The sequence below is a fragment of the Pseudomonas paraveronii genome, assembly GCF_963681955.1.
GTDB classification, from domain to species: Bacteria; Pseudomonadota; Gammaproteobacteria; order Pseudomonadales; family Pseudomonadaceae; genus Aquipseudomonas; species Aquipseudomonas paraveronii.
This window is the reverse complement of sequence record NZ_OY817130.1, coordinates 3,431,062-3,456,161: the sequence shown is the minus strand read 5'-3', so window position 1 is coordinate 3,456,161 and position 25,100 is coordinate 3,431,062. Positions and strand designations below refer to the sequence as shown.

General features: G+C 60.0%; 21 protein-coding genes and 3 pseudogenes. 10 read left to right on the top strand and 14 right to left on the bottom strand.

What is annotated here, in order from left to right:
* Positions 1 to 199: 199 nt before the first annotated feature.
* Positions 200 to 472: pseudogene (locus U5A08_RS29935) on the bottom strand (PAS domain-containing protein); the annotation flags it as partial.
* 213 nt (positions 473 to 685) lie between these two features.
* On the opposite strand from U5A08_RS29935, the gene U5A08_RS15895 reads away from it, so the two are divergent.
* Complete coding sequence (locus tag U5A08_RS15895) at positions 686 to 2,884, top strand: OsmC domain/YcaO domain-containing protein (protein WP_321847385.1); 2,199 nt, start codon at positions 686 to 688, stop codon at positions 2,882 to 2,884.
* 305 nt (positions 2,885 to 3,189) lie between these two features.
* On the opposite strand, the gene U5A08_RS15890 is transcribed toward U5A08_RS15895, so the two are convergent.
* A complete protein-coding gene (locus U5A08_RS15890; protein ID WP_321847384.1) occupies positions 3,190 to 4,356 on the bottom strand; it encodes a cystathionine gamma-synthase in 1,167 nt (388 codons plus the stop codon).
* Positions 4,353 to 5,729: a pyridoxal-phosphate dependent enzyme gene (locus U5A08_RS15885; protein ID WP_253396266.1), complete on the bottom strand. Its 1,377-nt coding sequence runs from the start codon at positions 5,727 to 5,729 to the stop codon at positions 4,353 to 4,355. The genes U5A08_RS15890 and U5A08_RS15885 overlap by 4 nt, the downstream gene beginning before the upstream one ends.
* A 258-nt stretch (positions 5,730 to 5,987) precedes the next feature.
* Here U5A08_RS15885 and atzF point away from each other — a divergent pair, with 258 nt between their 5' ends.
* A complete protein-coding gene (gene atzF / locus U5A08_RS15880) occupies positions 5,988 to 7,784 on the top strand; it encodes an allophanate hydrolase (RefSeq protein WP_321847383.1) in 1,797 nt (598 codons plus the stop codon).
* Positions 7,785 to 7,786: 2 nt separating this feature from the next.
* Positions 7,787 to 8,521, top strand: a complete 735-nt coding sequence (locus tag U5A08_RS15875; protein ID WP_321847382.1) for a GntR family transcriptional regulator — start codon at positions 7,787 to 7,789, stop codon at positions 8,519 to 8,521.
* Here U5A08_RS15875 and dapA read toward each other — a convergent pair.
* The 3 genes from dapA to U5A08_RS15860 form a co-directional block, all read right to left on the bottom strand.
* Positions 8,496 to 9,347 carry a 4-hydroxy-tetrahydrodipicolinate synthase gene (dapA, locus tag U5A08_RS15870; RefSeq protein ID WP_321847381.1) on the bottom strand — a complete coding sequence of 284 codons (852 nt, stop codon included), beginning with the start codon at positions 9,345 to 9,347 and terminating at the stop codon, positions 8,496 to 8,498. The genes U5A08_RS15875 and dapA overlap by 26 nt on opposite strands.
* Before the next feature lie 363 nt (positions 9,348 to 9,710).
* Positions 9,711 to 10,193 (bottom strand): VOC family protein, encoded by a 483-nt coding sequence (locus tag U5A08_RS15865; protein ID WP_017846413.1) that lies wholly within the window; start codon positions 10,191 to 10,193, stop codon positions 9,711 to 9,713.
* A gap of 138 nt (positions 10,194 to 10,331) precedes the next feature.
* Positions 10,332 to 11,258, bottom strand: coding sequence for a LysR family transcriptional regulator (locus U5A08_RS15860; protein ID WP_321847380.1), 927 nt, complete (start codon positions 11,256 to 11,258; stop codon positions 10,332 to 10,334).
* Positions 11,259 to 11,400: 142 nt separating this feature from the next.
* On the opposite strand from U5A08_RS15860, the gene U5A08_RS15855 reads away from it, so the two are divergent.
* Both U5A08_RS15855 and U5A08_RS15850 read left to right on the top strand, forming a co-directional pair.
* The gene (locus tag U5A08_RS15855; RefSeq protein WP_253396256.1) at positions 11,401 to 11,805 is read left to right on the top strand and encodes a RidA family protein; all 405 of its coding nucleotides are present in this window, start codon (positions 11,401 to 11,403) and stop codon (positions 11,803 to 11,805) included.
* Positions 11,806 to 12,493: 688 nt separating this feature from the next.
* Positions 12,494 to 12,901: a hypothetical protein gene (locus U5A08_RS15850; protein WP_321847379.1), complete on the top strand. Its 408-nt coding sequence runs from the start codon at positions 12,494 to 12,496 to the stop codon at positions 12,899 to 12,901.
* Between the two features lie 180 nt (positions 12,902 to 13,081).
* On the opposite strand, the gene U5A08_RS15845 is transcribed toward U5A08_RS15850, so the two are convergent.
* Together U5A08_RS15845 and U5A08_RS15840 are read right to left on the bottom strand one after the other, a co-directional pair.
* Positions 13,082 to 14,659 (bottom strand): GMC family oxidoreductase, encoded by a 1,578-nt coding sequence (locus tag U5A08_RS15845; protein WP_321847378.1) that lies wholly within the window; start codon positions 14,657 to 14,659, stop codon positions 13,082 to 13,084.
* A gap of 64 nt (positions 14,660 to 14,723) precedes the next feature.
* Entirely contained in the window at positions 14,724 to 15,497 is a 774-nt protein-coding gene (locus U5A08_RS15840) for an alpha/beta hydrolase (protein WP_253396249.1), read from the bottom strand.
* An 88-nt stretch (positions 15,498 to 15,585) separates the two neighbouring features.
* On the opposite strand from U5A08_RS15840, the gene U5A08_RS15835 reads away from it, so the two are divergent.
* A complete protein-coding gene (locus tag U5A08_RS15835; RefSeq protein ID WP_321847377.1) occupies positions 15,586 to 17,025 on the top strand; it encodes an HD domain-containing phosphohydrolase in 1,440 nt (479 codons plus the stop codon).
* A gap of 23 nt (positions 17,026 to 17,048) precedes the next feature.
* Here the strand turns inward: U5A08_RS15835 and U5A08_RS15830 are convergent, their stop codons facing one another.
* On the bottom strand, positions 17,049 to 17,966 hold the full coding sequence (locus U5A08_RS15830; protein WP_321847376.1) for a LysR substrate-binding domain-containing protein: 918 nt from the start codon (positions 17,964 to 17,966) through the stop codon (positions 17,049 to 17,051).
* A 193-nt stretch (positions 17,967 to 18,159) separates the two neighbouring features.
* Here U5A08_RS15830 and U5A08_RS15825 point away from each other — a divergent pair.
* The 3 genes and pseudogenes from U5A08_RS15825 to U5A08_RS15815 all read left to right on the top strand — a co-directional run.
* Positions 18,160 to 18,420 (top strand): annotated as a pseudogene (locus U5A08_RS15825) (response regulator transcription factor); the annotation flags it as partial.
* A complete protein-coding gene (locus U5A08_RS15820) occupies positions 18,363 to 18,845 on the top strand; it encodes a nuclear transport factor 2 family protein (RefSeq protein WP_321847375.1) in 483 nt (160 codons plus the stop codon). The pseudogene U5A08_RS15825 and the gene U5A08_RS15820, both read left to right, overlap by 58 nt.
* A complete protein-coding gene (locus U5A08_RS15815; protein WP_321847374.1) occupies positions 18,839 to 19,615 on the top strand; it encodes an SDR family oxidoreductase in 777 nt (258 codons plus the stop codon). Before U5A08_RS15820 ends, U5A08_RS15815 begins: the two co-directional genes overlap by 7 nt.
* 316 nt (positions 19,616 to 19,931) lie before the next feature.
* Here U5A08_RS15815 and U5A08_RS15810 read toward each other — a convergent pair whose 3' ends face one another.
* Both U5A08_RS15810 and U5A08_RS15805 read right to left on the bottom strand, forming a co-directional pair.
* Positions 19,932 to 21,176, bottom strand: coding sequence for a M20/M25/M40 family metallo-hydrolase (locus U5A08_RS15810; RefSeq protein WP_321847373.1), 1,245 nt, complete (start codon positions 21,174 to 21,176; stop codon positions 19,932 to 19,934).
* Positions 21,177 to 21,496: 320 nt separating this feature from the next.
* Positions 21,497 to 22,015, bottom strand: a complete 519-nt coding sequence (locus U5A08_RS15805; RefSeq protein ID WP_253396243.1) for a hypothetical protein — start codon at positions 22,013 to 22,015, stop codon at positions 21,497 to 21,499.
* A 325-nt stretch (positions 22,016 to 22,340) separates the two neighbouring features.
* Here U5A08_RS15805 and U5A08_RS15800 point away from each other — a divergent pair, with 325 nt between their 5' ends.
* Complete coding sequence (locus U5A08_RS15800; RefSeq protein WP_321847372.1) at positions 22,341 to 22,841, top strand: DUF167 domain-containing protein; 501 nt, start codon at positions 22,341 to 22,343, stop codon at positions 22,839 to 22,841.
* A gap of 233 nt (positions 22,842 to 23,074) precedes the next feature.
* Here the strand turns inward: U5A08_RS15800 and U5A08_RS15795 are convergent, their stop codons facing one another.
* The 3 genes and pseudogenes from U5A08_RS15795 to U5A08_RS15785 form a co-directional block, all read right to left on the bottom strand.
* The gene (locus U5A08_RS15795; RefSeq protein WP_321847371.1) at positions 23,075 to 23,695 is read right to left on the bottom strand and encodes a LysE family translocator; all 621 of its coding nucleotides are present in this window, start codon (positions 23,693 to 23,695) and stop codon (positions 23,075 to 23,077) included.
* Between the two features lie 50 nt (positions 23,696 to 23,745).
* On the bottom strand, positions 23,746 to 24,753 hold the full coding sequence (locus tag U5A08_RS15790) for an NADP-dependent oxidoreductase (RefSeq protein ID WP_321847370.1): 1,008 nt from the start codon (positions 24,751 to 24,753) through the stop codon (positions 23,746 to 23,748).
* Between the two features lie 53 nt (positions 24,754 to 24,806).
* A pseudogene (locus tag U5A08_RS15785) lies at positions 24,807 to 25,088 on the bottom strand (alpha/beta fold hydrolase); the annotation flags it as partial.
* Between the last annotated feature and the right edge of the window lie 12 nt (positions 25,089 to 25,100).

The window sequence follows — 25,100 nt, the reverse complement described above, 5'->3', positions numbered from 1 at the left end:
CTACATAGGGCACGCAGTCGAACAACGTCGACAGCCAGCTATCCCGGCGCGAAACCGCCGATTTGCCTTGGCTGATACGGCGGTACAGTGCCTGGGCACGTCGGATCTCATCAGCGCTCGGCTTGACCCTGACCGACTCGAAGCCCACCACGCGGCTGCCTTCGAAGATCGGGGTGATGTAAGCGTTGACCCAATAATGATCGCCGTTTTTCGAGCGATTCTTGACGATGCCCATCCACGGTAGGCCTTGCTTGAGCGCGCGCCACATATGGGCAAAGACGGCAGGGGGGACATCGGGATGGCGCACGATATTCTGCGGGGAGCCGATCAGGTCGGTCCGTTCAAAACCGCTGATATCGACAAAGGCATCGTTGCAGTAAGTGATCTTCCCTTCAACATCGGTTGCGGAGATGAGCTTCTGCGAAGGCGCGAGGGAAATCTCGCGCTGTGTCACGGGTTGGTTGTTGCGCATTCGACTACTCCCTGAATTGCCTGTAGGACATCGGCAACCATTCAAATAAGTTGAAGACCGATTGTCTGACAATTCAAAGTAACAGCATTGCACCGGTCTAAATCCAGTATTCAGCTCCGTCAGTCGGCGGCCGAAACGCGAAAGCACAAGACTTCAAACGCAAATGCCGGATAATGGCGGCCAATTTGAAGTTCGCTATTTTGGTAATCCCGCATGGAAATTAAGGTTAACTTTCTCGACAATCTTCGGCTTGAAGCCAAGTTCGATGACTTCACGGTGATCGCCGATCAACCGATTCGCTATAAAGGCGATGGGTCGGCGCCGGGGCCATTCGATTACTTCCTGGCTTCGTCGGCATTGTGTGCGGCGTACTTTGTGAAGTTGTACTGCGAGACGCGCAATATCCCCACGGAAAACATCCGTCTGTCGCAAAACAACATTGTCGATCCAGAAAATCGCTACAACCAGATTTTCAAGATCCAGGTGGAACTGCCTGCGGATATCTCCGACAAGGATCGCCAAGGCATCCTGCGCTCCATCGACCGTTGCACCGTGAAGAAAGTGGTGCAGGCCGGCCCTGAGTTCGTGATCGAAGAGGTGGAAAACCTCGACGCCGATGCCCAGGCACTGTTGATGCCCAACGCCACTTCTGAGGCCGGCACCTACATCGTGGGCAAGGACCTGCCGCTGGAGCAGACCATCGCCAACATGTCCGGCATCCTGGCCGGCCTGGGCATGAAGATCGAGATCGCCTCGTGGCGCAATATCGTGCCGAACGTGTGGTCGCTGCATATCCGCGATGCGCATTCGCCGATGTGCTTCACCAACGGCAAGGGCGCGACCAAGGAAAGCGCGCTGGCCTCGGCGTTGGGTGAGTTCATCGAGCGTCTCAACTGCAACTTCTTCTATAACGATCAGTTTTGGGGCGAAGAACTGGCCAACGCGCCGTTCGTGCATTACCCGGACGAGCGCTGGTTCCAGCCTGGGCGCAAGGATGAGCTGCCGACTGAAATCCTCGATGCTTATTGCCTGAAAATCTACAACCGCGATGGCGAGTTGCGCGGCTCGCACCTGTTCGACACCAACTCCGGCAATGAAGAGCGCGGGATTGTCGCGCTGCCGTTTGTGCGCCAGTCGGACGGCGAGGTGGTGTATTTCCCGTCCAACCTGATCGAAAACCTGTACCTGAGCAACGGCATGAGCGCCGGCAACACCCTGGCCGAAGCCCAGGTGCAGTGCCTGTCGGAGATCTTCGAGCGGGCGGTCAAGCGCGAAATCATCGAAGGCGAATTCGCCCTGCCGGATGTGCCGACTGAAGTACTGGCCAAGTACCCGGGTATTCTGGCCGGTATCCAGGGCCTGGAAGCCCAGGGCTTCCCGGTGCTGGTCAAGGATGCCTCGCTGGGCGGTGAATTCCCGGTGATGTGCGTGACCTTGATGAACCCGCGTACCGGCGGGGTGTTTGCCTCGTTCGGCGCGCACCCGAGCCTGGAAGTGGCGCTGGAACGCAGCCTTACCGAACTGCTGCAAGGCCGCAGTTTCGAAGGGCTCAACGACCTGCCGCAGCCGACCTTCGAAGGCCACGCAGTGACCGAGCCGAATAACTTCGTCGAGCACTTTATCGACTCCAGCGGCGTGGTCTCGTGGCGCTTCTTCAGTGCCCAGTCGGATTACGAATTCGTCGAGTGGGACTTCTCTGGCCAGGGCGAAAACTCCAACGCCGAAGAAGCCGCGACACTGTTCGGCATTCTCGAAAACATGGGCAAAGAATCGTACATGGCGGTGTATGAGCACCTGGGCGCCACCGCCTGCCGCATCCTGGTGCCGGATTACTCGGAAATCTATCCGGTGGACGATCTGATCTGGGACAACACCAACAAAGCCCTGTTTTTCCGCGCCGACATCCTCAACCTGCATCGCCTGGATGACACTGAACTCAAGGCGCTGGCCGAACGTCTGGTGGAAAGCGAGCTGGACGATTACACCGACATCACCACCTTGATCGGCATCGAGTTCGACGACAACACCGCCTGGGGCCAACTGACCATCCTGGAATTGAAGCTGCTGATCTACCTCGCCCTGCAACAATATGAGGACGCGAAGGAAGCGGTGGAAATGTTCCTGCAGTACAACGACAACACCGCTGAGCGCGGCCTGTTCTATCAGGCGGTGAACGCGGTGCTGGAGATGGAACTGGATGAAGACCTGGAACTGGCGGACTACGAGGCCAACTTCCGACGGATGTTTGGTCACGAGCGGATGGACGCGGTGATCGGTTCGGTCAATGGCAGCGTGCGCTTTTATGGGCTGACGCCGACCAGCATGAAGCTGGAAGGGCTGGATCGGCATCTGCGCTTGATCGAGAGCTACAAGAAGCTGCATAGCGCGCGGGCCAACGTCACATCAGCCTGACCCACCGCTATCGGGGGCAAGCCCCCTCCCACTTGAGGATGTCATTGGCGGACTACGAGGCGTCTCCAAAAAACCAGGGCCAACGTCACGTCAGCCTGACGCAGCATTCAGTGTGGGAGGGGGCAAGCCCCCTCCCACATTAGGATGTCATTGGCGGACTACGAGGCGTCTCCAAAAAACAGGGCCAGCATCACGTCTGCCTGACGCGGTACCCAGTGTGGGAGGGGGCTTGCCCCCGATAGCAATCTGTCAGCCACCGAATCAGGAGACTGATCCACCGCTATCGGGGCAAGCCCCCTCCCACATTAGATATATGCCAAGGCTTGCGCGAGGTCTGCGCGCAAGTCCTCCACATCTTCAACCCCCACCGACAACCGCACCAACCCATCGCCGATGCCCAACTGCGCCCGCGTCGCCGCCGGGATGCTGGCATGGGTCATGAGCGCCGGGTGTTCGATCAGGCTTTCCACGCCGCCGAGGCTTTCGGCCAGGGCGAAGAGTTTGACGTGCTCCAGGAAACGCCTGGCGCCGGCCAGGTCGCAGTTCAATGCGACTGAAATCATCCCGCCAAACCCGTGCATCTGCCGACGTGCCAGGACGTGTTGGGGGTGGGAGACCAGGCCCGGGTAGTACACCCGCGCCACTTGCGGTTGGTGTTCGAGCCAGGTCGCGAGGTCCAGCGCATTGCTGCAATGGCGCTCCATGCGCAGGGCCAGGGTTTTCACGCCGCGCAGGGTCAGGAAGGCGTCGAACGGCCCGGCGATGGCGCCGACCGAGTTCTGCAGGAAGCCCAGGCGCTCGGCCAGTTCGGGGTTGTCGCCGACAATCGCGATACCGCCGATCACGTCGGAGTGGCCATTGAGGTATTTGGTGGTGGAATGCACCACGATGTCGCAGCCCAGCTCCAGCGGACGCTGAATCCACGGGCTGGCGAAGGTGTTGTCCGCCACGCAGAGGATGCCGCGGGCGCGGCAGATGCGGGCGATGGCGCTGAGGTCGGTCAGGCTCAGCAACGGGTTGCTGGGCGTCTCGACCCAGACCATGCGCGTGTCGTCCTGCAACGCCGCTTCAAACGCCTGCACATCGCTCAAGTCGACAAAACTGAAACGGTGCCCGGCGCTGCGCTGGCGCACCTTGTGGAACAGGCGGAAGGTGCCGCCATACAGATCGTTGCCGGAGACCACATGGCTGCCGGCATCCAGCAACTCCAGCACGCTGGAAATCGCCGCCAGCCCCGAGGCAAAGGCAAACGCCTGGCGGCCACCTTCCAGGTCGGCCACGCAGCGCTCCAGGGCGAACCGAGTGGGGTTGTGGGAGCGGCCATAGTCGAAGCCCTTGTGTACGCCGGGGCTGTCTTGCAGGTAGGTGGAGTTCGCATAAATCGGCGGCATCAGCGCGCCGGTGGTCGGGTCGGGTGTTTGCCCGGCGTGGATCACGCGGGTGGCAAACGCGTTTTTATCGGGCTGACTCATGCAAGGGATCTCCGTAGGTGATTGAGCAGGTCGACACGGGTGATCAGGCCATGGAAGCCCGACGCGTCGGCGATGATGGCGACCAGGCCGCGATCCAGCTCCGCCTGCAACTCGGCGAGGCTGGCGCTCGGGGCGAGGGTGTGTACGGTCTCGGTCATGGCGCTGGCGACGATCATGGAAAAGTCCGCAGCGTCGTGGTGCAGGCCCAGCAGGATGTCGGACTCGTCAATCACCCCCACCAGTGCCTGGCCGTTCACCAGCACCGGCAGTTGCGAAACATCGGCCAGGCGCATGCGCTGGAAGGCGGTGAGCAGGGTGTCGTCGGGGCTGACGCTGATCACGCGGCCGTCTTCGAAGCGCCGGGCGATCAAGTCACGCAGGTCGCCATAGTGCTTGTAGTGCAACAAGCCCGCATCGTTCATCCACTGGTCGTTGTAGACCTTCGACAGGTAACGCGTGCCGGTGTCGCAGACGAAGCTGACCACACGTTTGGGCGTGGTCTGCGCGCGGCAATAGCGCAAGGCTGCGGCGAGCAGGGTGCCGGTGGATGAGCCGCCGAGAATGCCTTCGGCCTTGAGCAACTGGCGGGCGTGGTCGAAGCTCTCTTCATCGCTGATGGAATAGGCGTGGCGCACGTTGGACAGGTCGGCAATCGCGGGGATGAAATCTTCGCCGATCCCTTCAACCGCCCAGGAACCCGGGGTGACCAAGGTGCCGCTGCGGCTGAATTCGGCCATCACCGAACCGACCGGGTCCGCCAGCACCATTTCCAACGCCGGCTGCACCCGCTTGAAGAACCGCGTCAGCCCGGTGAGCGTGCCGGCCGAACCGACGCCCAGCACAATCGCGTTGAGGTCATGCTGGGTTTGCGCCCAGATTTCCGGCGCGGTGCTGGTTTCGTGGGCGAGTGGGTTGGCCGGGTTATTGAACTGGTCGGCGAAGAACGAGCCTGGGATGTCCTTGGCCAGGCGCGCGGCCACGTCCTGGTAGTACTCGGGGTGGCCCTTGCCGACGTCGGAACGGGTGATATGCACTTCGGCGCCCAAGGCCTTGAGGTGCAGCACCTTTTCGGTGGACATCTTGTCGGGCACCACCAGCACCACCCGGTAGCCTTTCGCTCGACCCACCAGCGCCAGGCCCAGCCCGGTGTTGCCGGCGGTGGCTTCGACGATCGTGCCGCCGGCGCGTAGGCGACCGTCGCGTTCGGCGGCGTCGATCATCGCCAGGCCGATGCGATCCTTGATCGAGCCGCCGGGGTTTTGCGATTCGAGTTTGAGAAACAGCGTGCAGGGGCCGGTATCGAAGCGGCTGATCCGCACCAGCGGGGTGTTGCCGATCAGTTCAAGCACGGCGGGGCGGGCAAGCGTGGGCATGTCGTCACCTGGGTGTAGGGTGGGGGGACAGCAAACGGCAGAGCATGGTTTGGACCATAGGCTGCTATCGCACGGGTCGCAACCGGGCGGTCGGCCGGCTGTCTTTTTTTGGCGCATGGGCGAAGGGTGCGCGCGCCATCCGTGTGCAGTCTTGCCGCGCGGCCTGGGCGCGAACCCGTGCAATCGTTGGGTGTGCGCAACTGGCCTGGGGTTTGCTAGAAACAAATCCAAACTTGGATACAAGATGGAGACCCCCTTATGCAGCGTGTTATCGGCTGGACCCTCGGCGAATGGCGTGAGGCCTATCGCAGCGGCGCGCTCACCCCGGACATCGTGCTGACCCTGGCCGCGCAATACGCCGCTGACGACAACGCCTGGATCGCCCGTGCGCGCCCTGAGCAACTGACGGCGCAGTTGGCGCAATTGAGCGAGCGGCTGGCGGCGGTCGGTGGCGATATGGCCAAGCTGCCGTTGTACGGCGTGCCGTTTGCGATCAAGGACAACATCGACGCGGCCGGCTGGGAGACCACGGCGGCGTGTCCGGAATTTGCCTACGCCCCGGCATCGGATGCGAGCGTCGTCGCCAAGCTGCGTGCGGCCGGTGCGATCCTGATGGGCAAGACCAACCTCGATCAGTTCGCCACCGGCCTGGTGGGCACCCGCTCGCCGTATGGCGCGGTGGCCAACAGCTTCAATCCGGCGTATGTCAGCGGCGGTTCCAGCTCCGGTTCCGCCTCGGTGGTCGCCCGGGGTCTGGTGGCGTTCTCCCTGGGCACCGACACCGCAGGCTCCGGTCGGGTGCCGGCGGGGTTCAACAATATCGTCGGGTTAAAACCCAGCAAAGGCCGCCTGTCCAATACCGGCCTGGTGCCCGCGTGCCGCACGGTGGATTGCATCTCGGTGTTTGCGCTCACCGTGGAGGACGCCGAATCCGTGGCGCAAGTGGCCGAAGGCTACGACGCCAGCGACGCCTATTCCCGCGCCAACCCCCATACCGCGCCTGTGGCGGTGGGCAGCGCGATCAAGCTCGCCGTTCCGGCGACCCTGGAGTTCTTCGGCGATGCCCAGAACCAGGCCGTATTCGAGCAGGCCGTCGAGCGCTTCAAGGCGTTGGGTGCGCAGATCACCCCGGTGGATTTCAGCCCGTTCAAGGCCCTGGCGGACCAGTTGTATTTCGGCCCATGGGTCGCCGAGCGCACGGTCGCCCTGCACAGCATGCTTGAACAGCAGCCGGATGCGATCAACCCGGTGGTGCGCGGCATCGTCGAAAACGGGCTTAAGTACAGCGCCTGCGATGCCTACAAAGCCGAATACCTGCGGGCCGAGCTGAGCCGGCGGATCAATGACACGCTGGCAGGGTTCGATGCCTTGCTGGTGCCGACCTCGCCGACGATTCGCACCCAGGCCGAGATGGCCGGGGAGCCCGTGCGCTACAACTCGCAGTTCGGTTACTACACCAACTTCACCAACCTGGCGGACCTGTGTGCGCTGGCGCTGCCCGCCGGCTTGCGCGCCGATGGTTTGCCCTGCGGCATCACCCTGTTGGCGCCGGCCTGGCATGACACGGCACTGGCCCACTTGGGCAAGCGCTGGCAAGCCGGTCTCGGCCTGCCGCTGGGCGCCACCGCGCGCGCGTTACCCGCGCCAGCCGCGCCAGCACCCGCGCCCGGCAGCGTGCGCGTGGCGGTGGTTGGCGCGCACCTGAGCGGCATGCCGCTGAACTTCCAACTGACCACGCGCAATGCGGTGTTGGTCGAACAAACACTGACCGGCGACAGCTATCGACTGTATGCGCTGCCGGGCACCGTGCCGCCGAAACCGGGGCTGGCCAAGGCGGACAGCGGCCGCTCGATCATCGTCGAGTTGTGGGACATGCCCATCGCACGCTTTGGCGAGTTCGTCGCCGAAATCCCCGCGCCTCTGGGCATGGGCAACCTGAGCCTGGCGGACGGGCGCAGCGTCAAAGGCTTTATCTGCGAGCCCTGGGCGCTGGCCGACGCCCTCGACATCACCGAATTCGGCGGCTGGCGCGCCTTTGTCGCGAGTCGGGGCTGAGCATGCCGGGTTCAACGCTGAAAAAAACCAGGGCGCGCCCCGACAGCTTGGCCGAACGGATCTACGCGCAGCTCAAGGCGGATATCTTCGACTTTCGCCTGCTGCCGGGGGACCGCTTCAGCGAAGGCGAAGTGGCCGAGCGCATGAACGTCAGCCGCACCCCGGTGCGTCAGGCGCTCTATCGTCTGGAGAAGGAAGGCTATCTGGAGGTGTATTTCCGCAGTGGCTGGCAGGTGAAACCGTTCGACTTCAGCTACTTCGAAGAGCTGTATGACCTGCGGATCATTCTGGAACTGGCGGCGGTCAACCGCTTATGCCTGATGGATGAACCGCGCCCTGCGCTGTTGCAAGGGTTGCAGGCGATCTGGCAGGTGGAGGAGGGCGCACGCCAGCAGGACACCCAGGTGGTGTCCGCGCTGGACGAGCGCTTTCACTGCGCCCTGGTGGAGGCTACCGGCAACCGCGAAATGGCGCGCATGCACTACGCCATTACGGAAAAAATCCGCATCATCCGCCGGCTCGACTTTACCCAGGCATCGCGGATCGCGGCGACCTACGAAGAACATGCGCAGATACTCGACGCGATCCTGCAACGGCGCGGTGAGCAGGCGCAACGGCTGCTCACGCGGCATATCGAACTGAGCAAGCAGCAGGTGCGCCAGATTACGTTGCACCGGTTGCAGGTGGCGCGGGACACTCAATCAACCGGCTTCACAACAACGCTTGCAGACGGCTGACGGTGGCGTCGCCGGCCCGCTGCATCGGCGCGCGCAATTCACTCCCGATCAATCCCTGCAGGGCCAGCGCCGCCTTAACCGGTGCCGGGTTGGGCTCCATAAACAGCGTATTGATCAGCGGCAGCAACTGGAAAAACGTCTGCCGCGCCTCGCTCAACTGGTTATCCCGCACTTGCTGCCACAGCGCCACGAACTGCTCGGTGTGCACATGTGCCGACGCCGCGATCGCCCCACTGGCGCCAAGGCACAACGCGTTAAAGATCTGGATATCCTCGCCACACAACACATCCACCGCACCACTGGCCAACAGCGCCAGAGTATTGCCCAGGTTGCCGCCACAGTCCTTGACCGCGACGATGCGCGGATGGGCGACGATGTTCAGCAGCGTGGCCTGTTCAAAGCTCGCGCCGGTGCGATAGGGAATGTCATAGAGAATGATCGGCACGCTGGAGGCGTCGGCCACCGTGCGGAAGAACGCTTCAAGGCCGCTCTGGGACGGGCGGATATAGCTGGGCGCCGGCACCAACAGCCCGGCCACCGGGCGTTTGAGGATTTCGCCCTGGAACTGCAACAGCTCAATTTGGTTATATCCCGCCAGGCCCATCACCACGCGGTGCGCTGGCACCCATTGCAACACCGCATCCAGCACGGCCAGTTGTTCCTGGCGGCTCAACGCCGCAGCTTCGCCCGTGGTGGTGCAGACCATGATCCCGGCCACGTGCTGTTCCAGCAGATGTTCGACCAGCCGGCGCAAGCCGATAAAGTCGATGGCGCCGTCATGAAGCGGCGTGACCACGGGAACCCAGATACCTTGAAACGCTGACATGCACTTTCTCCTGATGATTGACCGATAAAGTCACCGTCAGAAGGGCAGAGGGAATTGTGCAAGGGCAGGGTGTCCGTCGCGCTCAATGTCCTGTCAGCTCATCTGACGGGACAGCGCGCCCCGGTCACATGAGCGACTGTTTCTTCGATTTGAGGGCGCGCGCAACGCAACCTTGCGCCTTGGCGATCAAGCCAATGACGGAAAGGTTAGCGAAAGACGTTGCAAGCATGAGCTGACACACCCTGAATGAGGGCTCCATCTTCAGGGGATGTGAGTAAATGTGTCAAGCCCTGCGCAGTTACCGGCAGGTCGCACCGCCCAGGCACTTGAACAGTGCCTGGGCGGTGAAACGATCGTTGTCGGTCAGGGATTAGCCACTGCGGCCTCAATCGCGGCAATGTCGATCTTGGTCATGGTCATCATCGCCTCGAAGGCTCGCTTGGCCGTCGCCGGGTCGGCATGGGTCACGGCGGCCGACAACACACGCGGCGTGATCTGCCACGACAGGCCCCACTTGTCCTTGCACCAACCGCAGGCACTGGCCTGGCCACCGTTGTCGATGATGGCGTTCCACAGCCGATCAGTCTCGGCCTGGTCATCGGTAGCCACCTGAAAGGAAAACGCCTCGGTGTGCGGGAATGCCGGACCGCCATTCAGGCCGAGACACGGGATGCCCAGCACGGTGAACTCGACGGTCAGAATGTCGCCCTGTTTACCTGCGGGATAATCCCCCGGCGCGCGGTGTAACGCTTTCACCGCACTGTCCGGGAAGGTCTTGGCATAAAACGTCGCAGCGTCCAGGGCGGTGCCGTTGTACCAGAGGCACAGGGTGTTTTTGTTGTTCATGTTCGGTCTCCACGGTGAATGGGGGTGTGGAGTTTAGATCAGGGTGAAGGGCGGATGCGGTGTTGCGAACCGAGTACATCGGCCTCGCCTACAGAGGCCGCATACAGAATCAGCATGCTGGGGCCAGCAACGCCACCGTCACGAATCAAGTCGCTCGCTGACAGGCGCATGCTGCGCCATCAGCTCCGCGACCCAATCAATGAACACGCGCACCTTGATGCTGATATGCCGGTTCGGGGGAAATGCCACGTAGATCGGCATCGGATCGAGGCTCCAGTTCTCGAACAGGGGCACCAGCTCGCCGCGTGCTTCGAAGGTTTTGGACATGTACTTGGGTAGCCAAAGTACACCCAGCCCGGCCAGGCCGGCCGCGAGGTAGGCGTTGCCATCATCGACTGCCAGCGCATAGCGGCCTTTGACCTGGAGGCTCTCAGCGTGGTTGCGCATGGAGTAGGGCAGGGCTTTGCCGGTGCGCGCCCACAAGAAGCCGACGATACGATGCTGCGAATCCTCCAGCTCCCGCGGATGCGTGGGGATACCGACGCGTGCCAGGTAGCTCGGTGCGGCGAAAACGCCAAGCTGGAGGTCGCCTACCTTCCGGGCCATCAGCGACTGATCCTTTATCTCGCCGCCACGCACCACGCAATCGATGTTCTCACCGATCATATCCACGATCCGGTCACTGACGCCCATATCGATCTGGATGTCGGGGTAGCGCAAGTAAAACCCAGGCAATGCGGGGACGAGAATCATGCTGGCCAGAGGGCTCGGCACATCCACTCGCAAGCGACCCCTGGGCAGCGTCGAGGCGTTGGACAGGCTGGTCTCGGCGTCGTCCATGTCGGCCAGCAGCCGCAGAACTCGCTCGTAATAGACAGCACCATCGGCAGTGACGTTGACTTTGCGCGTCGTGCGGTTAAGCAATTTAACCCGCAACCGTGCCTCCAACTGCTGTACCAGTTGTGTCACGGTGGTCTTGCTCATATGCAGTGTTTCGGCCGCCTTGGTGAAGCTGCCAGCTTCCACCACGCGAGCAAATGCCTGCATTGCATCAAAACGGTCCATTGCTGCCTCCGCTATCGAGCAGATTGTTTGGGTTTAACAAACAGTGCTAGCTAAGGTTGCGTGTTTATCGCCTTGGTACAAGCCCTTACAGTCTCTGCATCGTTAGTTCCGGGTCGAGGTTGACCCATTGATGGAGGCACCTATGACGCAGCGTGACGTGGTTTTTCCAGCTGGACGCCAGGCGCTTTACGAGCGCAATCGCTATTCGCCGGCTATCAAGTCCAATGGCTTTTTATTCGTGTCGGGGCAGGTTGGCAGTCACGAAGACGGCTCGCCCGAACCCGATCTGGAGGCCCAGGTGCGACTCGCGTTCAGCAACCTGAATGCAATCCTGGTTGCCGCCGGTTGCACCTTCGACGATGTGATTGACGTCACCGTCTTCATCGTCGATCCCGAATCGAAGTTCGAGACGATCTGGAAGGTTGTGCCGGAGTTCTGGGGGAGGGCGCCACACCCGACGCTGACCGGCGTGGGCGTTACGTGGCTCTATGGTTACCAGTTCGAGATCAAGGTGATTGCCAAACTGCCGGAAAACACCGGTGGATGATTTGGCAATCGATTACGTAAGGGCACGCCGTTCAAACCCTGCGTGCCCTCAATATCATCCGTGAAATGGGAGCAAAAGCTGTCGACTGATGAGTCGGTAACTTTAGCAATACGGGCCTGCGGGAGAAGGCTGGCTTGTCTTTTTGGTTGAAAACGGGTGTGGATCGAACGTGAACTCATGGCCGATTTCTGCTTCTCACGAAGGGCTGCAATCGGCCGATTCTGTTGAAACGGTTGGAATGGCTGATCAGGTCGGATGCAAATGAGTGAGGCACGACTCTCAGCGCGCTTTAATGATGTTAGCTTTGGGTCGTTTTCTGCCTGTCGTGACTGGCTGAAAACGACCCGAAGCAGTCACTTGCCAGAGGCCGCCATAGCAAATTTCAGAGTTGATCTCTGCGACATATGCTTACTGCCGCACGATAGAAAAATCACGAGTGAAGGCTCGAATTGCATTGGTGGCGGTTATCCCAGAAAGCCCCCCAAGCACGGTCGCTATTCAGCCAAGTTCTGGGATGCGACAATCGACTCATCACCCAGCGATAGGTTCCATGCTGGCGGAGAAGGGCTGATCTGTCAGGAGATAGAGGTCGTGATTGATATACGGGATTACTCAACGAAGTGAGATTTGCATCGCCGTCCACGAGCTAATGCAAGCATGAATTGAATGGCCTTTCAGGGAGAGCGTCATGATAGGACTATACCTGCTGTGCGCAGTCTTGGTTGTTTACGCGTTGCCACTTGGCTTTACCTTGCTCTATGCCTGGTTGATGAGCACCAAAACCGGTGTGCGATTCGAATTAAGCTTTGCCGAGGCGTCTAGGAACTTCCGGCACGCGATGCTATTCGGCGCACTCTTCGGAATTTTACTTTTTCCGGTCGCGCATTTTTTTCCAAAGACTCCCGCTGTCAGCCTCTACGTGTGCGCTCAGTTGGTGCTGCTATTAGTGTTCACTATCCGGTTGAGTTGCTTGGCAGTGGTCTTGCCTTTGGGGGAACATTCGACAGGAGCCAGGCTTGCTTATGGCACGTTGCTCGCGACAGTCATTCTAATTTGCCAGCCCGCCCTCTACATTGCGTGGGCAATCTTGCGCTGAGGCGCGATTACGATCAGCTGGATTTACTACTAAGCCGGACGCTGTAGGTCGTCGTTCGGTGCGCTCACCACGCCAGACCGAAATGCATTACATTTTTGGATGATTACTCACCGGGATCGCGAGTGACCGCTTCTGGCCGTTTCTGCCAGTGAGCATGGGGTGTATCAGTATTCTTATGAGTTACCGGCGCAGCGCTGTAGCCGCAGCCGTCACACCCTGCGCAGCGAGGACAAGATCTGCTGCTCGTTCGGCGATGACGACGCACGGCGCCATCGTGTTGCCAACGGTAATTCGCGGCATGATCGAGGCATCAGCAATGCGCAGTTTATTGATGCCATACACGCGCAGTTGATGGTCGACCACCGACATCGTATCTCGGCCCATTTTTGCGGTGCAGGACTGGTGCCAGTAAGTCACGGCAGAGTTGCGGATGAACTGCTCCATAGCGCGATGTTCTTTCGGCCCGGGCACAACTTCGCGTTTGACCAGCCCGTTGAAGGCTTCGCTGTTACCGAGCGCCCTGCACAGGTCGATCGACGCATACGCCGCGGTCATATCCTCGGGCGCGCTCAGCGAGTTCGGCTCAATGAGTGGGACATCCAGTGGCCCGGCACCCGACAGGCGCAAGCGTCCTCGACTGGCAGGCCTGGCCAGCCCAGCGAACATTGTCCAGCCATGGTGTGGCGGCTCAATCGCGACCTCAGGCGGAGAGGGTACCGCAAACGCCAGTTGACACTGCAACAGGTCCGGGACATCCAGGCGACTGTCGCTTTTCCAGTACAAGGTGGTTTCGCACCCGCCGCTACCGACTGCCTGGGGTTGCAGGTACTCCCACGTACAGCCAAAGGCGAGATGGTCCTGAAGATTCTGGCCCACGCCGGGAAGGTGATGGGTCGGTGCGATGCCGTGGTGTCGCAGTTCATCTTCCGGGCCGATTCCCGATTGTATGAGCACCTTGGGTGTCTGCACCGCGCCCATGGACAGGATGACCTCGGCTGCGGCATAGAAGCACTGCCGTTCGCCGGCGATCACCACTTCGACACCGATAACCCGTGTACCGATAAGCAATAGGCGGGTCACCAATGCCCCTGTCAGGACCGTCAAGTTCGGATAGTGCAACCGTGGCCGGATGTAGGAGTCGTAAACAGATTCGCGCTTGCCCTGGTTAATGCGCAGGTCGGTGATAGCGATCCCGCCCGGGCCTTCCATCATCTCGCCATTGGGACTGTCGAATCGGGGGATACCCAGACGGCTGGCCGCCTCCAACGTTGCCCACGCGAGGGGTTGAGGCGTGGCCGGCTGTTCGACATGCACGGGGCCACCTGAACCACGCCGAGTGGCATCAGGGCTGCCTTGCCAGTTCTCGATCCTGCGGTAGTAATTGAGTACCGAATCGTAGCCCCAGGCCGGGTCGCCGGACTCGGCAGCGAAATGGTCCCAATCGGAGCGGTGCCCGCGCGACCAGACCATCACATTGATGCTGGAGCCGCCGCCGAGTCCCTTACCCATGCTCAGGGATAGCCGTCGACCATTGAGGTGTGGATTGGGTTGCCCCTCGAATGCCCAGTCGCGCTTTGAACCGAGGTTCATCGGCCATTGCGCCGGTTCGGCAACCTCGGGGCCTGAGTACCCCTCGCCAGCTTCAATCAGCAAGACGCGTGCGCTTTGCTGATCGGCGAGACGGGCTGCGACCACGCAGCCCGCCGTACCTGCACCGCACACAATGAAGTCATAGTGTTGATCACGCAGATGATTCATGCGCACGCTCCGTATCCATGCAGCGATTGAGTTTGCGGTTATCAGTGGCGTCATTTCCCTGCGATCATTTCTCGCCAACGCTGTGCACTGCCTTAAGAATCACTGCGGCGACCTCGGCCGGCTGTGACTGCTGGGGAACATGGCTGGTGTGCACCTCTGCAAGGGTGGCACCGATACGCTTGGCGGCAGAGCGCTGGACGTCGGGGTGGATCATCCGGTCTTCTGTGGCTAGCAGATACCAGGACGGTTTGGTCTTCCAGGACGACACGGTCGTTTTATCGTCGAAGGCAGATGCCTTGATGGGACCTTGCGTGGCGGTCATGACGGCGGTCTGCGCTGCAGGGAGATCCTGGGCGAAGTCCTTGGCCATGCCTTCCGGGGTCAAATAGAGAAAACCGTTGCCGTCGGCCTTGATCTGACTGATGCCAGGGGGCGTGGGCGCGCCTTTACCTTGTTCGCCGCTGGTTTGCCCGGCCTCCGGCGCGAAGGCGGCGACATACACCAGCGCGCTGACCTTCGGGTCGCTACCGGCCTCGGTAATCACGGTGCCGCCCCAAGAGTGCCCGACTAGAACCACCTTGCTCTGCTGGTTGCTCAACACGCGGCGCGTAGCGGCAACATCGTCGGCAAGTGAGGTGAGCGGGTTCTGCACAACCGTAACGGCCACCCCTTGGGCTTGGAGCAGTGGCACCACTTTGGCCCAATCGGAGCCGTCGGCGAACGCGCCGTGTACGATCACCACGGAGGGCGTTGTATCCTGCGCATGACTGGCGCTTGCGATGAAGGTGCCGGCTAGGGCAAAGGCGACGGTAGCGATTTTCGATTTGAATGTTTTCATTGGATGAGCTCCTGTTCGGGAGTTCAAATTCTGCTGACTAGCCCGCGGTGTGGGCATCGGTCAATTATCCGACCCTGGGACATTTTTCATGGATAGTGTGTTGCAACTGGACATCTCCCTGGGCGGGGCGCTGGCGACGATCGCCCAGATCGGTGACCTCAGTATGGGACAACCACTCGGTCATTCCCGGCGTGTTGCCGCACTGGCGCGGATGCTGGCGCGGGCCCGGCACGGCGACGGTGAGCATCTGAGGGTAGCGGAACAGGTTGCCTTGCTGCGCTGGTCCGGTTGCACCGCCAATGCCGAAGGCTTTGCGGATCTGCTGGGCGACGACGTCGATGGCCGCCGCGCGATGCTCGATTTGACGCTGGGCAATGAGCAAATGAACGCGGTGCATCAGGCAACCCCGCTGGCCGTCGTGCACTGTGAGGTGTCTGGAGCAATCGCCAACACCCTCCGGCTCGGTGCCGCCGTCGAGGCAGGCTTGTGTCGCGTGTTCGAAACCTACGACGGCACTGGCCGGCCGCTGGGCCTGACCCATGAGCACATTCCGGAGGTCGCCTATCAGGTAGTACTTGCAGGTGATCTGGATATTCTCAGTCGTGCGCACGGCCTGGACGCGGCGCTACGCTGGATCAGAGAGCAGTCGGATCGGCGCTATCCCGCGTCGCTAGTATCGTTGCTTCTGGGGAACGCAAAGGACTGGCTGGCGGATTTGGAAACGCTTTCGAAAACGGTTGACCACGCGCATGAGCAGCGTTGTGTCTCACTGACGTTGGTGGGAGACATCATCGACTTGAAGCTCCCGTGGTTGGCAGGGCATTCGCGGCAGGTAGCGCATGTCGCCGTGGAAGCTGCACGTCTGTGGGGGCTGCGGGAGCCCACTTTGACAGAAATTGGCAAGTCCGCGCTCATCTACGGTCTCGGCCGGGCAGCCGTTTCGAACCACCTTTGGAATACCGTAGGGACGCTGCCATACGGCGCTGCGGAGCGGGTACGCCTTGTCCCTTACTGGACACAACAGGCGCTTAGACCTATCACTGAACTGGCCGTGCCCGCAGAGATTGCATCCCATGCCTATGAACGGCTCAACGGCAGTGGCTATTTTCGAGGCGTGGCGGGTGATGCACTGTGTGCCGAGCATCGCCTGTTCGCCACATCGGTAGCCTGGGTCGCGCTAAGGGAAGCCAGGCCATGGCGATCGGCCCACGGCGAAGCGGATGCAGCCAGGTTACTCAAACAGGATGCCGGCAGTGGCTTGTTCGACAACGATATTTGCGAAGCAGTAATTGCCGCCGCAGGGGGTGAGCGTCGCATGCGTCAACCGAAGGCTTCGGTACTCACGACTCGCGAGTGCCGCATCCTGCTGGAGATCAGCCGTGGCGCCAGCAACAAGCAGGTGGCGCGGCTGCTGGACATCAGTCCGAGCACGGTTCGCACGCACATGGAAAGCATCTTTCGCAAACTGGAATGCTCGACCCGGGCAGCCGCTACCTTGAAGGGACTGACACTGGGATTGATTGCCTGAGCCTGGTCCGGGTTAAGCCTGGATCATCCGAGCTCGTCCTGGACGGCCTGACTGGCGCGTGCCAGGTCGATGAATGCCTTGGCTGCCGCGCAGGGGTTGCGGCGGTTCGGGTAATACAGGCACAGCTTGTCTCTGGGCGGTGTCCAGTCTTCCAGAGTCCGCACGAACTGTCCGGCACGGATTTCGTCGAGAACGTCCTGCTCCATGAAAAAGCCGAGCCCCATGCCTTCCTGCACCGCAAGCTTGACCACGCTGGATTCATCCAGCGTAAGCGGCCCGCTCACATCGAGACGAATCACTTCTGCGTCCCGCTCGAAATGCCACGGGAAAATCGCGCCATTCGGTAGTCGAACGCGGATGCATCGATGCTGGAGCAGCTCGGATGGCGTTCGCGGTTTGCCGTGTTTTTCGAAGTACACCGGCGAACCGACCACAGCGTACCGTTGCGGCTGGCCGAGAGGGATCACAATCATGTCATTCGGAACGAGGCTTGCTGAGCGCACGCCGAAATCGAAGCCGTCAGCAACGATATCCACCAGACGGCCTTCGGTCACGAGGTCGACGTGTACTTTCGGATGATGCTGCAGGAACTCCATCACCAGTGGCAGGAGCGCCGATCGGGCAGCGCTGGCGAACGCATTGATACGCAGCGTGCCCGAGGGCCCGGCGGTATGTGATCGCACTGCATCGAGTGCAGCACGCAAATCCTGCAAGGCTGGCCCCACCTGCTCCAGAAATATCCTGCCCGCTTCGGTGATGGCCACGCTACGGGTAGTGCGATTGAACAGCCGCGATTCGAGGCGGGCTTCCAGTTGGGCAATGGTGTTGCTCAACGCGGTGGTGGAGACGCCGAGATCGATAGCGGCTTGCCGAAACGACCCCCTGCGTGCGACCGCTATAACAGCGTCCAGCTCACTGAGGCCTAAACGATCTTGTGACATTTATTGTCCTGAATTTCGGGATTGGTCATAAAGGTTTGTCCCAGTTGAGCAAACTATCCGTCAGGCAGCAAGATTGCTCCAGGAAATCCATCCAGGAGATCAGCAAATGAGCTTTCAGCGTATCAGCGTTGGTGAGACGTACTTTGACATCGGCAGTGGAGGCGGTCTGGTTGCTGCTGAATGCTCGCCACCTCAAGCATGTGATGCATGGCTGAGGCTGGCCGCACGCGGCGAGCACCAGGTTCAACCGCCTGGTGGGCTATTACTCACCGGGCGAGAGTGTCGCATCCTCAGGGCGATCAGCGCTGGCGCCAACAACAAGCAAGTGGCGAGGTTACTGGAAATAAGCCCGAGCACCGTTCGCACGCACGTGGAAAGCATCTTCCGGAAGCTGGAATGCTCGACTCGAGCGGCCGCCACCTTCAAGGCCGCGAAACTGGGGTTGATCTCCTGATGCTCGGCCCGGATGGATGCCTCATGGCATCAGGCTCACGTACAAAAGTGCACAAGATCGCTTCATACAACCAGATTCTGGAGAACGAAAACATGACACCTCAGCTTCCCGACGTCGTGCAGACGTACTTTGCGGTCAGCAATGGTGGCGATGCAGCGCAACTTGCGAGCTGCTTCCACTCTGACGCCACGGTTTGCGATGAGAGAAAAACATACGAAGGAACAGCTGCCATCGAAGCCTGGCAACTGGAGGCACGCAGAGCTTTCATCTATCAGGTCCAACCACTGCAAGCTCTGCAAGGGCAGGGCAGACTGACTGTCATTGCGCGCCTTGTTGGGAATTTCCCCGGTAGCCCGGTTCAACTGAGTTACGTCTTCACGCTGGAGGGCGGTCGAATCCGTTCCCTGGAGATCACGCCATGCTGAATCTAGGTTTGACTGGCAAGCGGGTCCTGGTCACCGGTGGCACCAAAGGCATCGGCAAGGCTGTCGTCGAGTTGTTACTGGCCGAGGGCGCGAAGGTCATTACCTCGGCCAGGCAGGTGGACGTTGAAATGCCGGGCGCTCTTCTGATTGCGGCTGATCTTTCGACCCGGGAGGGTTGTGAGGTGCTGATCGCCGCGATCCAACAGCGGCTGGGGGGCGTGGACATAATGATCCATGTCCTGGGTGGTTCGTCGGCACCCGGCGGCGGTTTTGCTGCGCTGGACGAGGAACAGTGGCAACGAGAGCTCAGCCTGAATCTGTTGCCGGCGGTGCGCCTCGACCGCGCCTTGCTCCCGGGTATGCTGGAGCGCAAGGAGGGGGTCGTCATCCACGTCACCTCCATCCAGAGTCGGCTGCCACTGCCGGAAGCTACAACAGCTTACGCGGCGGCCAAGGCCGCACTTTCGACGTACAGCAAAAGTTTATCGAAAGAGGTTTCGCCCAGAGGCATCCGCGTGGTTCGGGTTTCGCCGGGCTGGGTTGAAACCGAAGCGTCGGTCGCATTAGCCGAGCGACTCGCGCAGGAGGCAGGTACTGACTATCAAGGTGGTAAAGAGATCATCATGAAAGCACTTGGAGGTATCCCGCTCGGCCGCCCGTCGACGCCTTCCGAAGTTGCTGACCTGATCGGTTTCCTGGCTTCGCCGCGAGCAGCATCTATCACGGGAAGTGAGTTTGTGATCGACGGCGGAACGGTACCAACGGTTTAGCCGTCGGTTTGCAGGAAGGCGCAAAATACTGCCACAGCGGCCATCGTTTGGCCGCTTCTGTTGAAAAAGTCGGCTTCGGTTTCCACGGCAGAAAAGTATGTGCCTGAGATGGAAATCTGTGTTTTGGGCAACCCTACCGTGACCGACACCGTTTAGCGTCGGGTGCGATGACAACGCACGACCGCACTCAGAATCAGCCCCGAAGATCGAGGTCATGAAACGGGTGTTGGCCGGTGGGCATTCGTCTTTGCCAAAAGTCGGAGCTTCCCGACCGTCCACAAGCGTTTTGTAGCCTGTGGTTGCGGAAACGTCGTAGTTACGGTGCTACTTCAGCGCCAGACAGCTGGGTGATCAGTGCCACAGTAAGGTAAAGCCTCGGAGCAATGCTCGACAGCTCGATGTATTCGTCATCGGCGTGCAATCCGGCACCGACGACACCCATCGTCTCCAGCACAGCCGGTTTCGCGCTCCCTGGCATATATGCGTAGCCCGCATCGGTGCCAAAGCGCATGGCGATAGGCTCAATGTTGCGGCCTATTTTTCTGTAAAGAGCTTGTGCGGCTTTCGCCAGTTGTTCGGAGCCCGGATTCTTGGCCAGCGGTGGGCGACCCTTTTCCAGGCGCAATGTCACTTCAGTGCCATCGATGAGCTTTTTCGCAGCGATGCGTTGGGCGTCGGCGAGTACGCGGTCAGTTTCACACAGATCGGCGTAACGCATATCAGCCTCGGCCGAGGCGCTGGAAGGAATGATGTTGCGTTTCTCGCCGCCTTTTATCAACGTCCAGTTGACCGTGGTGCCTTTGGCCGGATCGCCAAGGTCCTTGAGTTGCAACATCTGGTGCGCGAGTTCCATGGCCGCGTTGCTCCCGGCTTCAGGTGCAGAACCTGCATGCGAAGACTTGCCCTTCACGTCGAGAAACACGCCGTTGATGCCGTTGGTAGCGACGGTTATCGCGTCTCTGTCCGGTGGCTCGTACGAGAACACGTAGTCCTGTTGACGAGCGAGCTCGGCGATGATTTTTTTCGAACCAGCAGAGCCGGTTTCTTCATCGGGATTGAACAGCACTGTTAGGCTACCGAAATCATTGAACTTCTGATCCTGCAGCAGCTGCAATGAATGCAGAATCATCGCGACGCCACCTTTGGCGTCAGCAACACCGGGACCATAGGCGCGCTCGCCGTCGAGCTTGAACGGGCGTTTCGCCGCTGTACCTGGGCCGAACACCGTGTCGTAGTGGACCATCAGCAGAAAGTTCTTGCTGCCAGTGCCTTTGAGAGTGCCCACGATGTTGTCGCCAGCGGAGGGGGTCGCAGGTGTCGTGGTGACTTCAGCACCCAACCCCTTGAGCCGCTCAACTAGCATCGCGCTGACGGTTTTCAGGCCGAGCGCCTGGCCGGTTCCGGTATCAATGTCCACCAGCTCTTTGACGGTGGCAAGATAGGATTTTTGTTCGGCCTCGGCTTTTTTCAGCAATTGGGGGGCCAAATCCGTAGCGAACGCGGTACAGGATAAGAATGAAAACGCGAGCGCGGCGGCGATGGGTGAAAGTCGGATAAGCATGCTGGTTCCTTCAGATCATTGCTAATTGAAGCGCCATCTTTACCCCATAAATTTCGTCAACGCCACCTATCGCTGCGGGCATTCACGCAGACAATGCGGGTTACCACAAATATAATTTGTCACGCCAGTGCCCCCAATTCTCGGCCGATACTTTCAGCCTGACCGCTCGAGATTAAACATAGTTTGCTGCCATCGAGAAACCCATCCGAAAGTTTGTCACCCGTCGTGAATCCTGGGTGATTTGGACCGACGCCACCGTTTTTATAGGCTGTGGGGCTTGTACAACGCAAAAGAATGGTCAGGTAGAGTGCAATTCCCCACTAGAGCGTCGGTAGGCGGTCCAACGCACAATTACGCTCCATTTTCGGCTCATCGGCCACGGGGACGCGCGCGCCCGAATCGACATTGAATATGTCAATGTAACAACCGCTCAGCGCGCCCGGGCTGTCGACAATGCCTCCTTTGATTACGTAACGTGCGCCCGGCGCAAATTCGCTGACAAACGCTATGCTGCACGAGCGATTGGCATTGGCCGAGCCGCGCATCACCAAGTGCAGCGGCTTGCCGGCTTCAATCGGAAAAAACCCCTCCGGCGTCGATACATTCTTATAAACGGAAACCAGCTGCCCTCCCGGCGCAGTCGCCACGGTTCTGCCGTATTTGCAGCCGATGGGAGGCGCCTCGACCAGCGACACGCCGTTTCGATAATTCTCCATCGACACCAATTCGCTGCGGATAAGCGCGTGAGGCGCCCCGGCAGGCACAAGGTATTTCGGCGCTGGGGCGCAGCCTGCAAGTAGCAGAATTGAACACAGGTAAAGAGGCTTCATAATTTCCATATTAATGTCGGTAGAGGGCGGCATTAACTAGCCTGATGAATCAGAATGGGTCAAGTAATAAGTGAGAAGAATAGACGTCAGACCAAGTTTGAAATAAAGGTGAATCGCCCCTCGTTTATTAAATTGGCGGAATGACCGATATCTGCCTGTGCTAACAGCTCTGGGTCGACTTCTGCCGATTACAATAGGCCTGGGCGGGCAAGAAGCAGTCGTTCGTCTTTCCCCAAGCGCCGGTGCTGCGACCGCTGCCCCCTTGTCTTTCCTCCAAGCCCCGCGCTACCCTCGCCACTGCTAAACACCGTTCGCAAAAGGAATTGCTGCAAGGGTGCCTAACCGTTTTTACTTCCGCTCTCCTCGTAAACACTGCACTTCAGAGCGGCAGCGCACGTTGGCCCAAAAATGTTATGCACCCGTTGATGTCTATTTATCGTTAGGCATTTTTATCCGACCACGCGGGATCCATGTGAAGAAAGCAAAAGCGATTACCAAAAAGAAATCATCCGGCCGGGGCTTTGAGATGTCCTCGTTTTGTGGGTGGGATGGAGAGATTTTAGTTCTGAACATACTTGGAACTCCGAGCGCCAAAAAGGATGCCATCGGCAAGGCGAAAGGAAGTCAACTCAAGATTAGCGTCACCGCCGCACCCGTAGCAGGCAGGGCGACTGACCACATGGTTAAGTTTCTCGCCCGAGAGTTTGACGTCTCGGTTTCTGACATCACGGTGGTGTTTGGTCGTTTTAATTTGAGCAAGCAAATGCGTATAAGGGCGCCCGGCAGCTTACCTGCCGTAGTGGCCAAGGCCCTGTCAGACGCAGAAAACACCTGACCATTGGCTACGGGCGCAATCGTCGCCGGCTGAGTCGCCGTGGATGAAGATGTTGGCGACCTCGCCGGAGCGGGTGGGGTAGGGTCAAGAACTTGAAGGTATGGCGCATGCGACGTCCTTGTAGCAAATCGTAGATGAGCGAACGATGGCATTTGGCTGTTGGTGTTTGCGGAGCAACCTCAATGACGCGGATAGGCAGCACCTCGCCCATCCCGCCGCCTTGAAAATGCCGTTCAAGCCCGACGCGCCATCAGCAACATCGCCGCCGCCGCAGACAACAACCCCGCGCAACACCGATTGAATATCCGCTTACCCCGTGGCTCGGCAAACCAGCGGCGCATGTGCAGGCCCATATAGGCGTAAAGGCTGATGGCGATCCATTCCAGCGCCAGGAACAGTGCGCCGAGCAGGGCGAACTGTGGGGTGATGGGCTGGCCTGGCACCACGAACTGCGGGAGGAAGGCAGTGAAGACCAGGATGGCTTTCGGGTTGCCCGTTGCCACCAAAAACTCCTGACGCGCCAGCGCCCATATTCCCACCTTGGCCGTAACCGATTCGTCCTGCATCTGCGGGTCGGCCCGCCATAGCTGAATCGCCAGATACAACAGATACGCCGCCCCGACGATCTTGATCGCGTAGAACAACAACGCCGACGTTTGCAGCACCACCGCCAACCCGGCGGAGGCGAGGGCGATCATGCCGGAGAAGGCAAGCAGGCGGCCGATGCCGGCGAGGCAGGCAGTGCGGTAGCCGTAGCGCGTGGCGTTGCTGACCGACAGCAGGTTGTTTGGGCCGGGTGCCATGTTCAGGGCAAAGCAGGCGGGGAGGAAGAGGGCGAGGGGGGCGAGGTCCATGGCGACTCCGGGTCCGGCGGGGAGGGTCGAGGATAAAACGGCTTGAGGGGCTAAGGCAATCCATGGAAGGTTATGGTGACTTTGCCTTTTGATCTGCCCTGCTCGACGTACCGCAACGCCTCTGCCGTCGATTCAAAAGGGAAGGAACGATCAATGACCGGTTTGATGACGCCAGCTTCGATAAGCGAGGTGATTTTTTGCAGTTGTACGCCGCTGGCCCGCATAAACAAAAATGCATAGCTCGCCCCGTGTTTGCGAGCTTTTCTACGAATCCCGCTGCTCAGCAGGCGCATGACTTGCCGCAGAATCCAGGACAAGCCTTGCGCTTGGGCAAAGGCTGCCGTCGGTGGTCCGGAGAGGGAAATGAGCTGTCCGCCAGGCTTGAGAACCTCGACTGATTTCATCAGTACATCGTTGCCCAGGCTGTTCAATACCACGTCGAAATCGTGCAATTCGGTTGCAAAATCTTGCTGCTTGTAATCGATGATCACATCCGCCCCGAGCGTCTTCACCCATTCGACATTCGCCGTGCTGGTGGTGGTCGCAACGAAAGCGCCGAGGTGTTTGGCGAGCTGGATGGCAAATGTGCCGACACCGCCGGAGCCGGCATGAATCAACACCTTCTGGCCTTTTTTCAGCTGGGCGGTCTCAACCAGCGCCTGCCAGGCCGTCAAGGCGGCCAAGGGGACAGACGCCGCTTCGGCCATGTCCAGGTTCGAGGGTTTCAGCGCGAGCGCGTTTTCGTTCACGGCGATCAGTTCGGCAAATGTCCCGATCCGATCCTCGGGAGGGCGTGCGTAGACTTCGTCTCCCGGATTGAATCGCTTCACCGCCGAGCCTGTGCGAACGACCACCCCCGCCAGGTCGTTACCCAAGACCAATGGAAATGTATAAGGCAGGATCAGTTTGAATTCCCCGGTTCTGATCTTCGAGTCCAACGGGTTCACGCTCGTTGCACGCACCTGGATCAGAACGTCATGCTCACCGACCGCAGGGTCGGGCACTTCGCCAAGCATTCCGTTCTGCTTGCCGTAGCGGTCGATAAAAAATGCCTTCATGTTGCAGCGCTCTTGTTGGTTGAATGAGAGCGGGGCGCGGCCCCGGCAACCACAGCCATTTCACCGACGGTCAACGGCGCGGCGCCACCCGAGCCACCGATACCACGGTAGTCGGTGGTGATGACACGCCGGTTTTTCGCCAGACCGTCAATGATCCTGGGGTCAAAGTTATCCAGCACGGCCCCCCAATGGTTGAACATGACCCGCGGGACCTGCGTTCTGGAGCCCGGATCGCGATAGGCAAAAGGTATCCCGCCCACCAGAACCGACTGGTTCGCCGCGTGGACAAATGACGACGGCGAACCGGGAGGATTGCTTCTAGCCAAAAGAGTCATGTTTATCCCGTG

Bases quoted from the DNA above. Each gene is read 5' to 3' on its own strand.
- U5A08_RS15895 (WP_321847385.1), top strand. From the start codon at position 686: ATGGAAATTAAGGTTAACTTTCTCGACAATCTTCGGCTTGAAGCCAAG.
- U5A08_RS15890 (WP_321847384.1), bottom strand. From the start codon at position 4,356: ATGAGTCAGCCCGATAAAAACGCGTTTGCCACCCGCGTGATCCACGCC.
- U5A08_RS15885 (WP_253396266.1), bottom strand. From the start codon at position 5,729: ATGCCCACGCTTGCCCGCCCCGCCGTGCTTGAACTGATCGGCAACACC.
- atzF (WP_321847383.1), top strand. From the start codon at position 5,988: ATGCAGCGTGTTATCGGCTGGACCCTCGGCGAATGGCGTGAGGCCTAT.
- U5A08_RS15875 (WP_321847382.1), top strand. From the start codon at position 7,787: ATGCCGGGTTCAACGCTGAAAAAAACCAGGGCGCGCCCCGACAGCTTG.
- dapA (WP_321847381.1), bottom strand. From the start codon at position 9,347: ATGTCAGCGTTTCAAGGTATCTGGGTTCCCGTGGTCACGCCGCTTCAT.
- U5A08_RS15865 (WP_017846413.1), bottom strand. From the start codon at position 10,193: ATGAACAACAAAAACACCCTGTGCCTCTGGTACAACGGCACCGCCCTG.
- U5A08_RS15860 (WP_321847380.1), bottom strand. From the start codon at position 11,258: ATGGACCGTTTTGATGCAATGCAGGCATTTGCTCGCGTGGTGGAAGCT.
- U5A08_RS15855 (WP_253396256.1), top strand. From the start codon at position 11,401: ATGACGCAGCGTGACGTGGTTTTTCCAGCTGGACGCCAGGCGCTTTAC.
- U5A08_RS15850 (WP_321847379.1), top strand. From the start codon at position 12,494: ATGATAGGACTATACCTGCTGTGCGCAGTCTTGGTTGTTTACGCGTTG.
- U5A08_RS15845 (WP_321847378.1), bottom strand. From the start codon at position 14,659: ATGAATCATCTGCGTGATCAACACTATGACTTCATTGTGTGCGGTGCA.
- U5A08_RS15840 (WP_253396249.1), bottom strand. From the start codon at position 15,497: ATGAAAACATTCAAATCGAAAATCGCTACCGTCGCCTTTGCCCTAGCC.
- U5A08_RS15835 (WP_321847377.1), top strand. From the start codon at position 15,586: ATGGATAGTGTGTTGCAACTGGACATCTCCCTGGGCGGGGCGCTGGCG.
- U5A08_RS15830 (WP_321847376.1), bottom strand. From the start codon at position 17,966: ATGTCACAAGATCGTTTAGGCCTCAGTGAGCTGGACGCTGTTATAGCG.
- U5A08_RS15820 (WP_321847375.1), top strand. From the start codon at position 18,363: ATGCTCGACTCGAGCGGCCGCCACCTTCAAGGCCGCGAAACTGGGGTT.
- U5A08_RS15815 (WP_321847374.1), top strand. From the start codon at position 18,839: ATGCTGAATCTAGGTTTGACTGGCAAGCGGGTCCTGGTCACCGGTGGC.
- U5A08_RS15810 (WP_321847373.1), bottom strand. From the start codon at position 21,176: ATGCTTATCCGACTTTCACCCATCGCCGCCGCGCTCGCGTTTTCATTC.
- U5A08_RS15805 (WP_253396243.1), bottom strand. From the start codon at position 22,015: ATGGAAATTATGAAGCCTCTTTACCTGTGTTCAATTCTGCTACTTGCA.
- U5A08_RS15795 (WP_321847371.1), bottom strand. From the start codon at position 23,695: ATGGACCTCGCCCCCCTCGCCCTCTTCCTCCCCGCCTGCTTTGCCCTG.
- U5A08_RS15790 (WP_321847370.1), bottom strand. From the start codon at position 24,753: ATGAAGGCATTTTTTATCGACCGCTACGGCAAGCAGAACGGAATGCTT.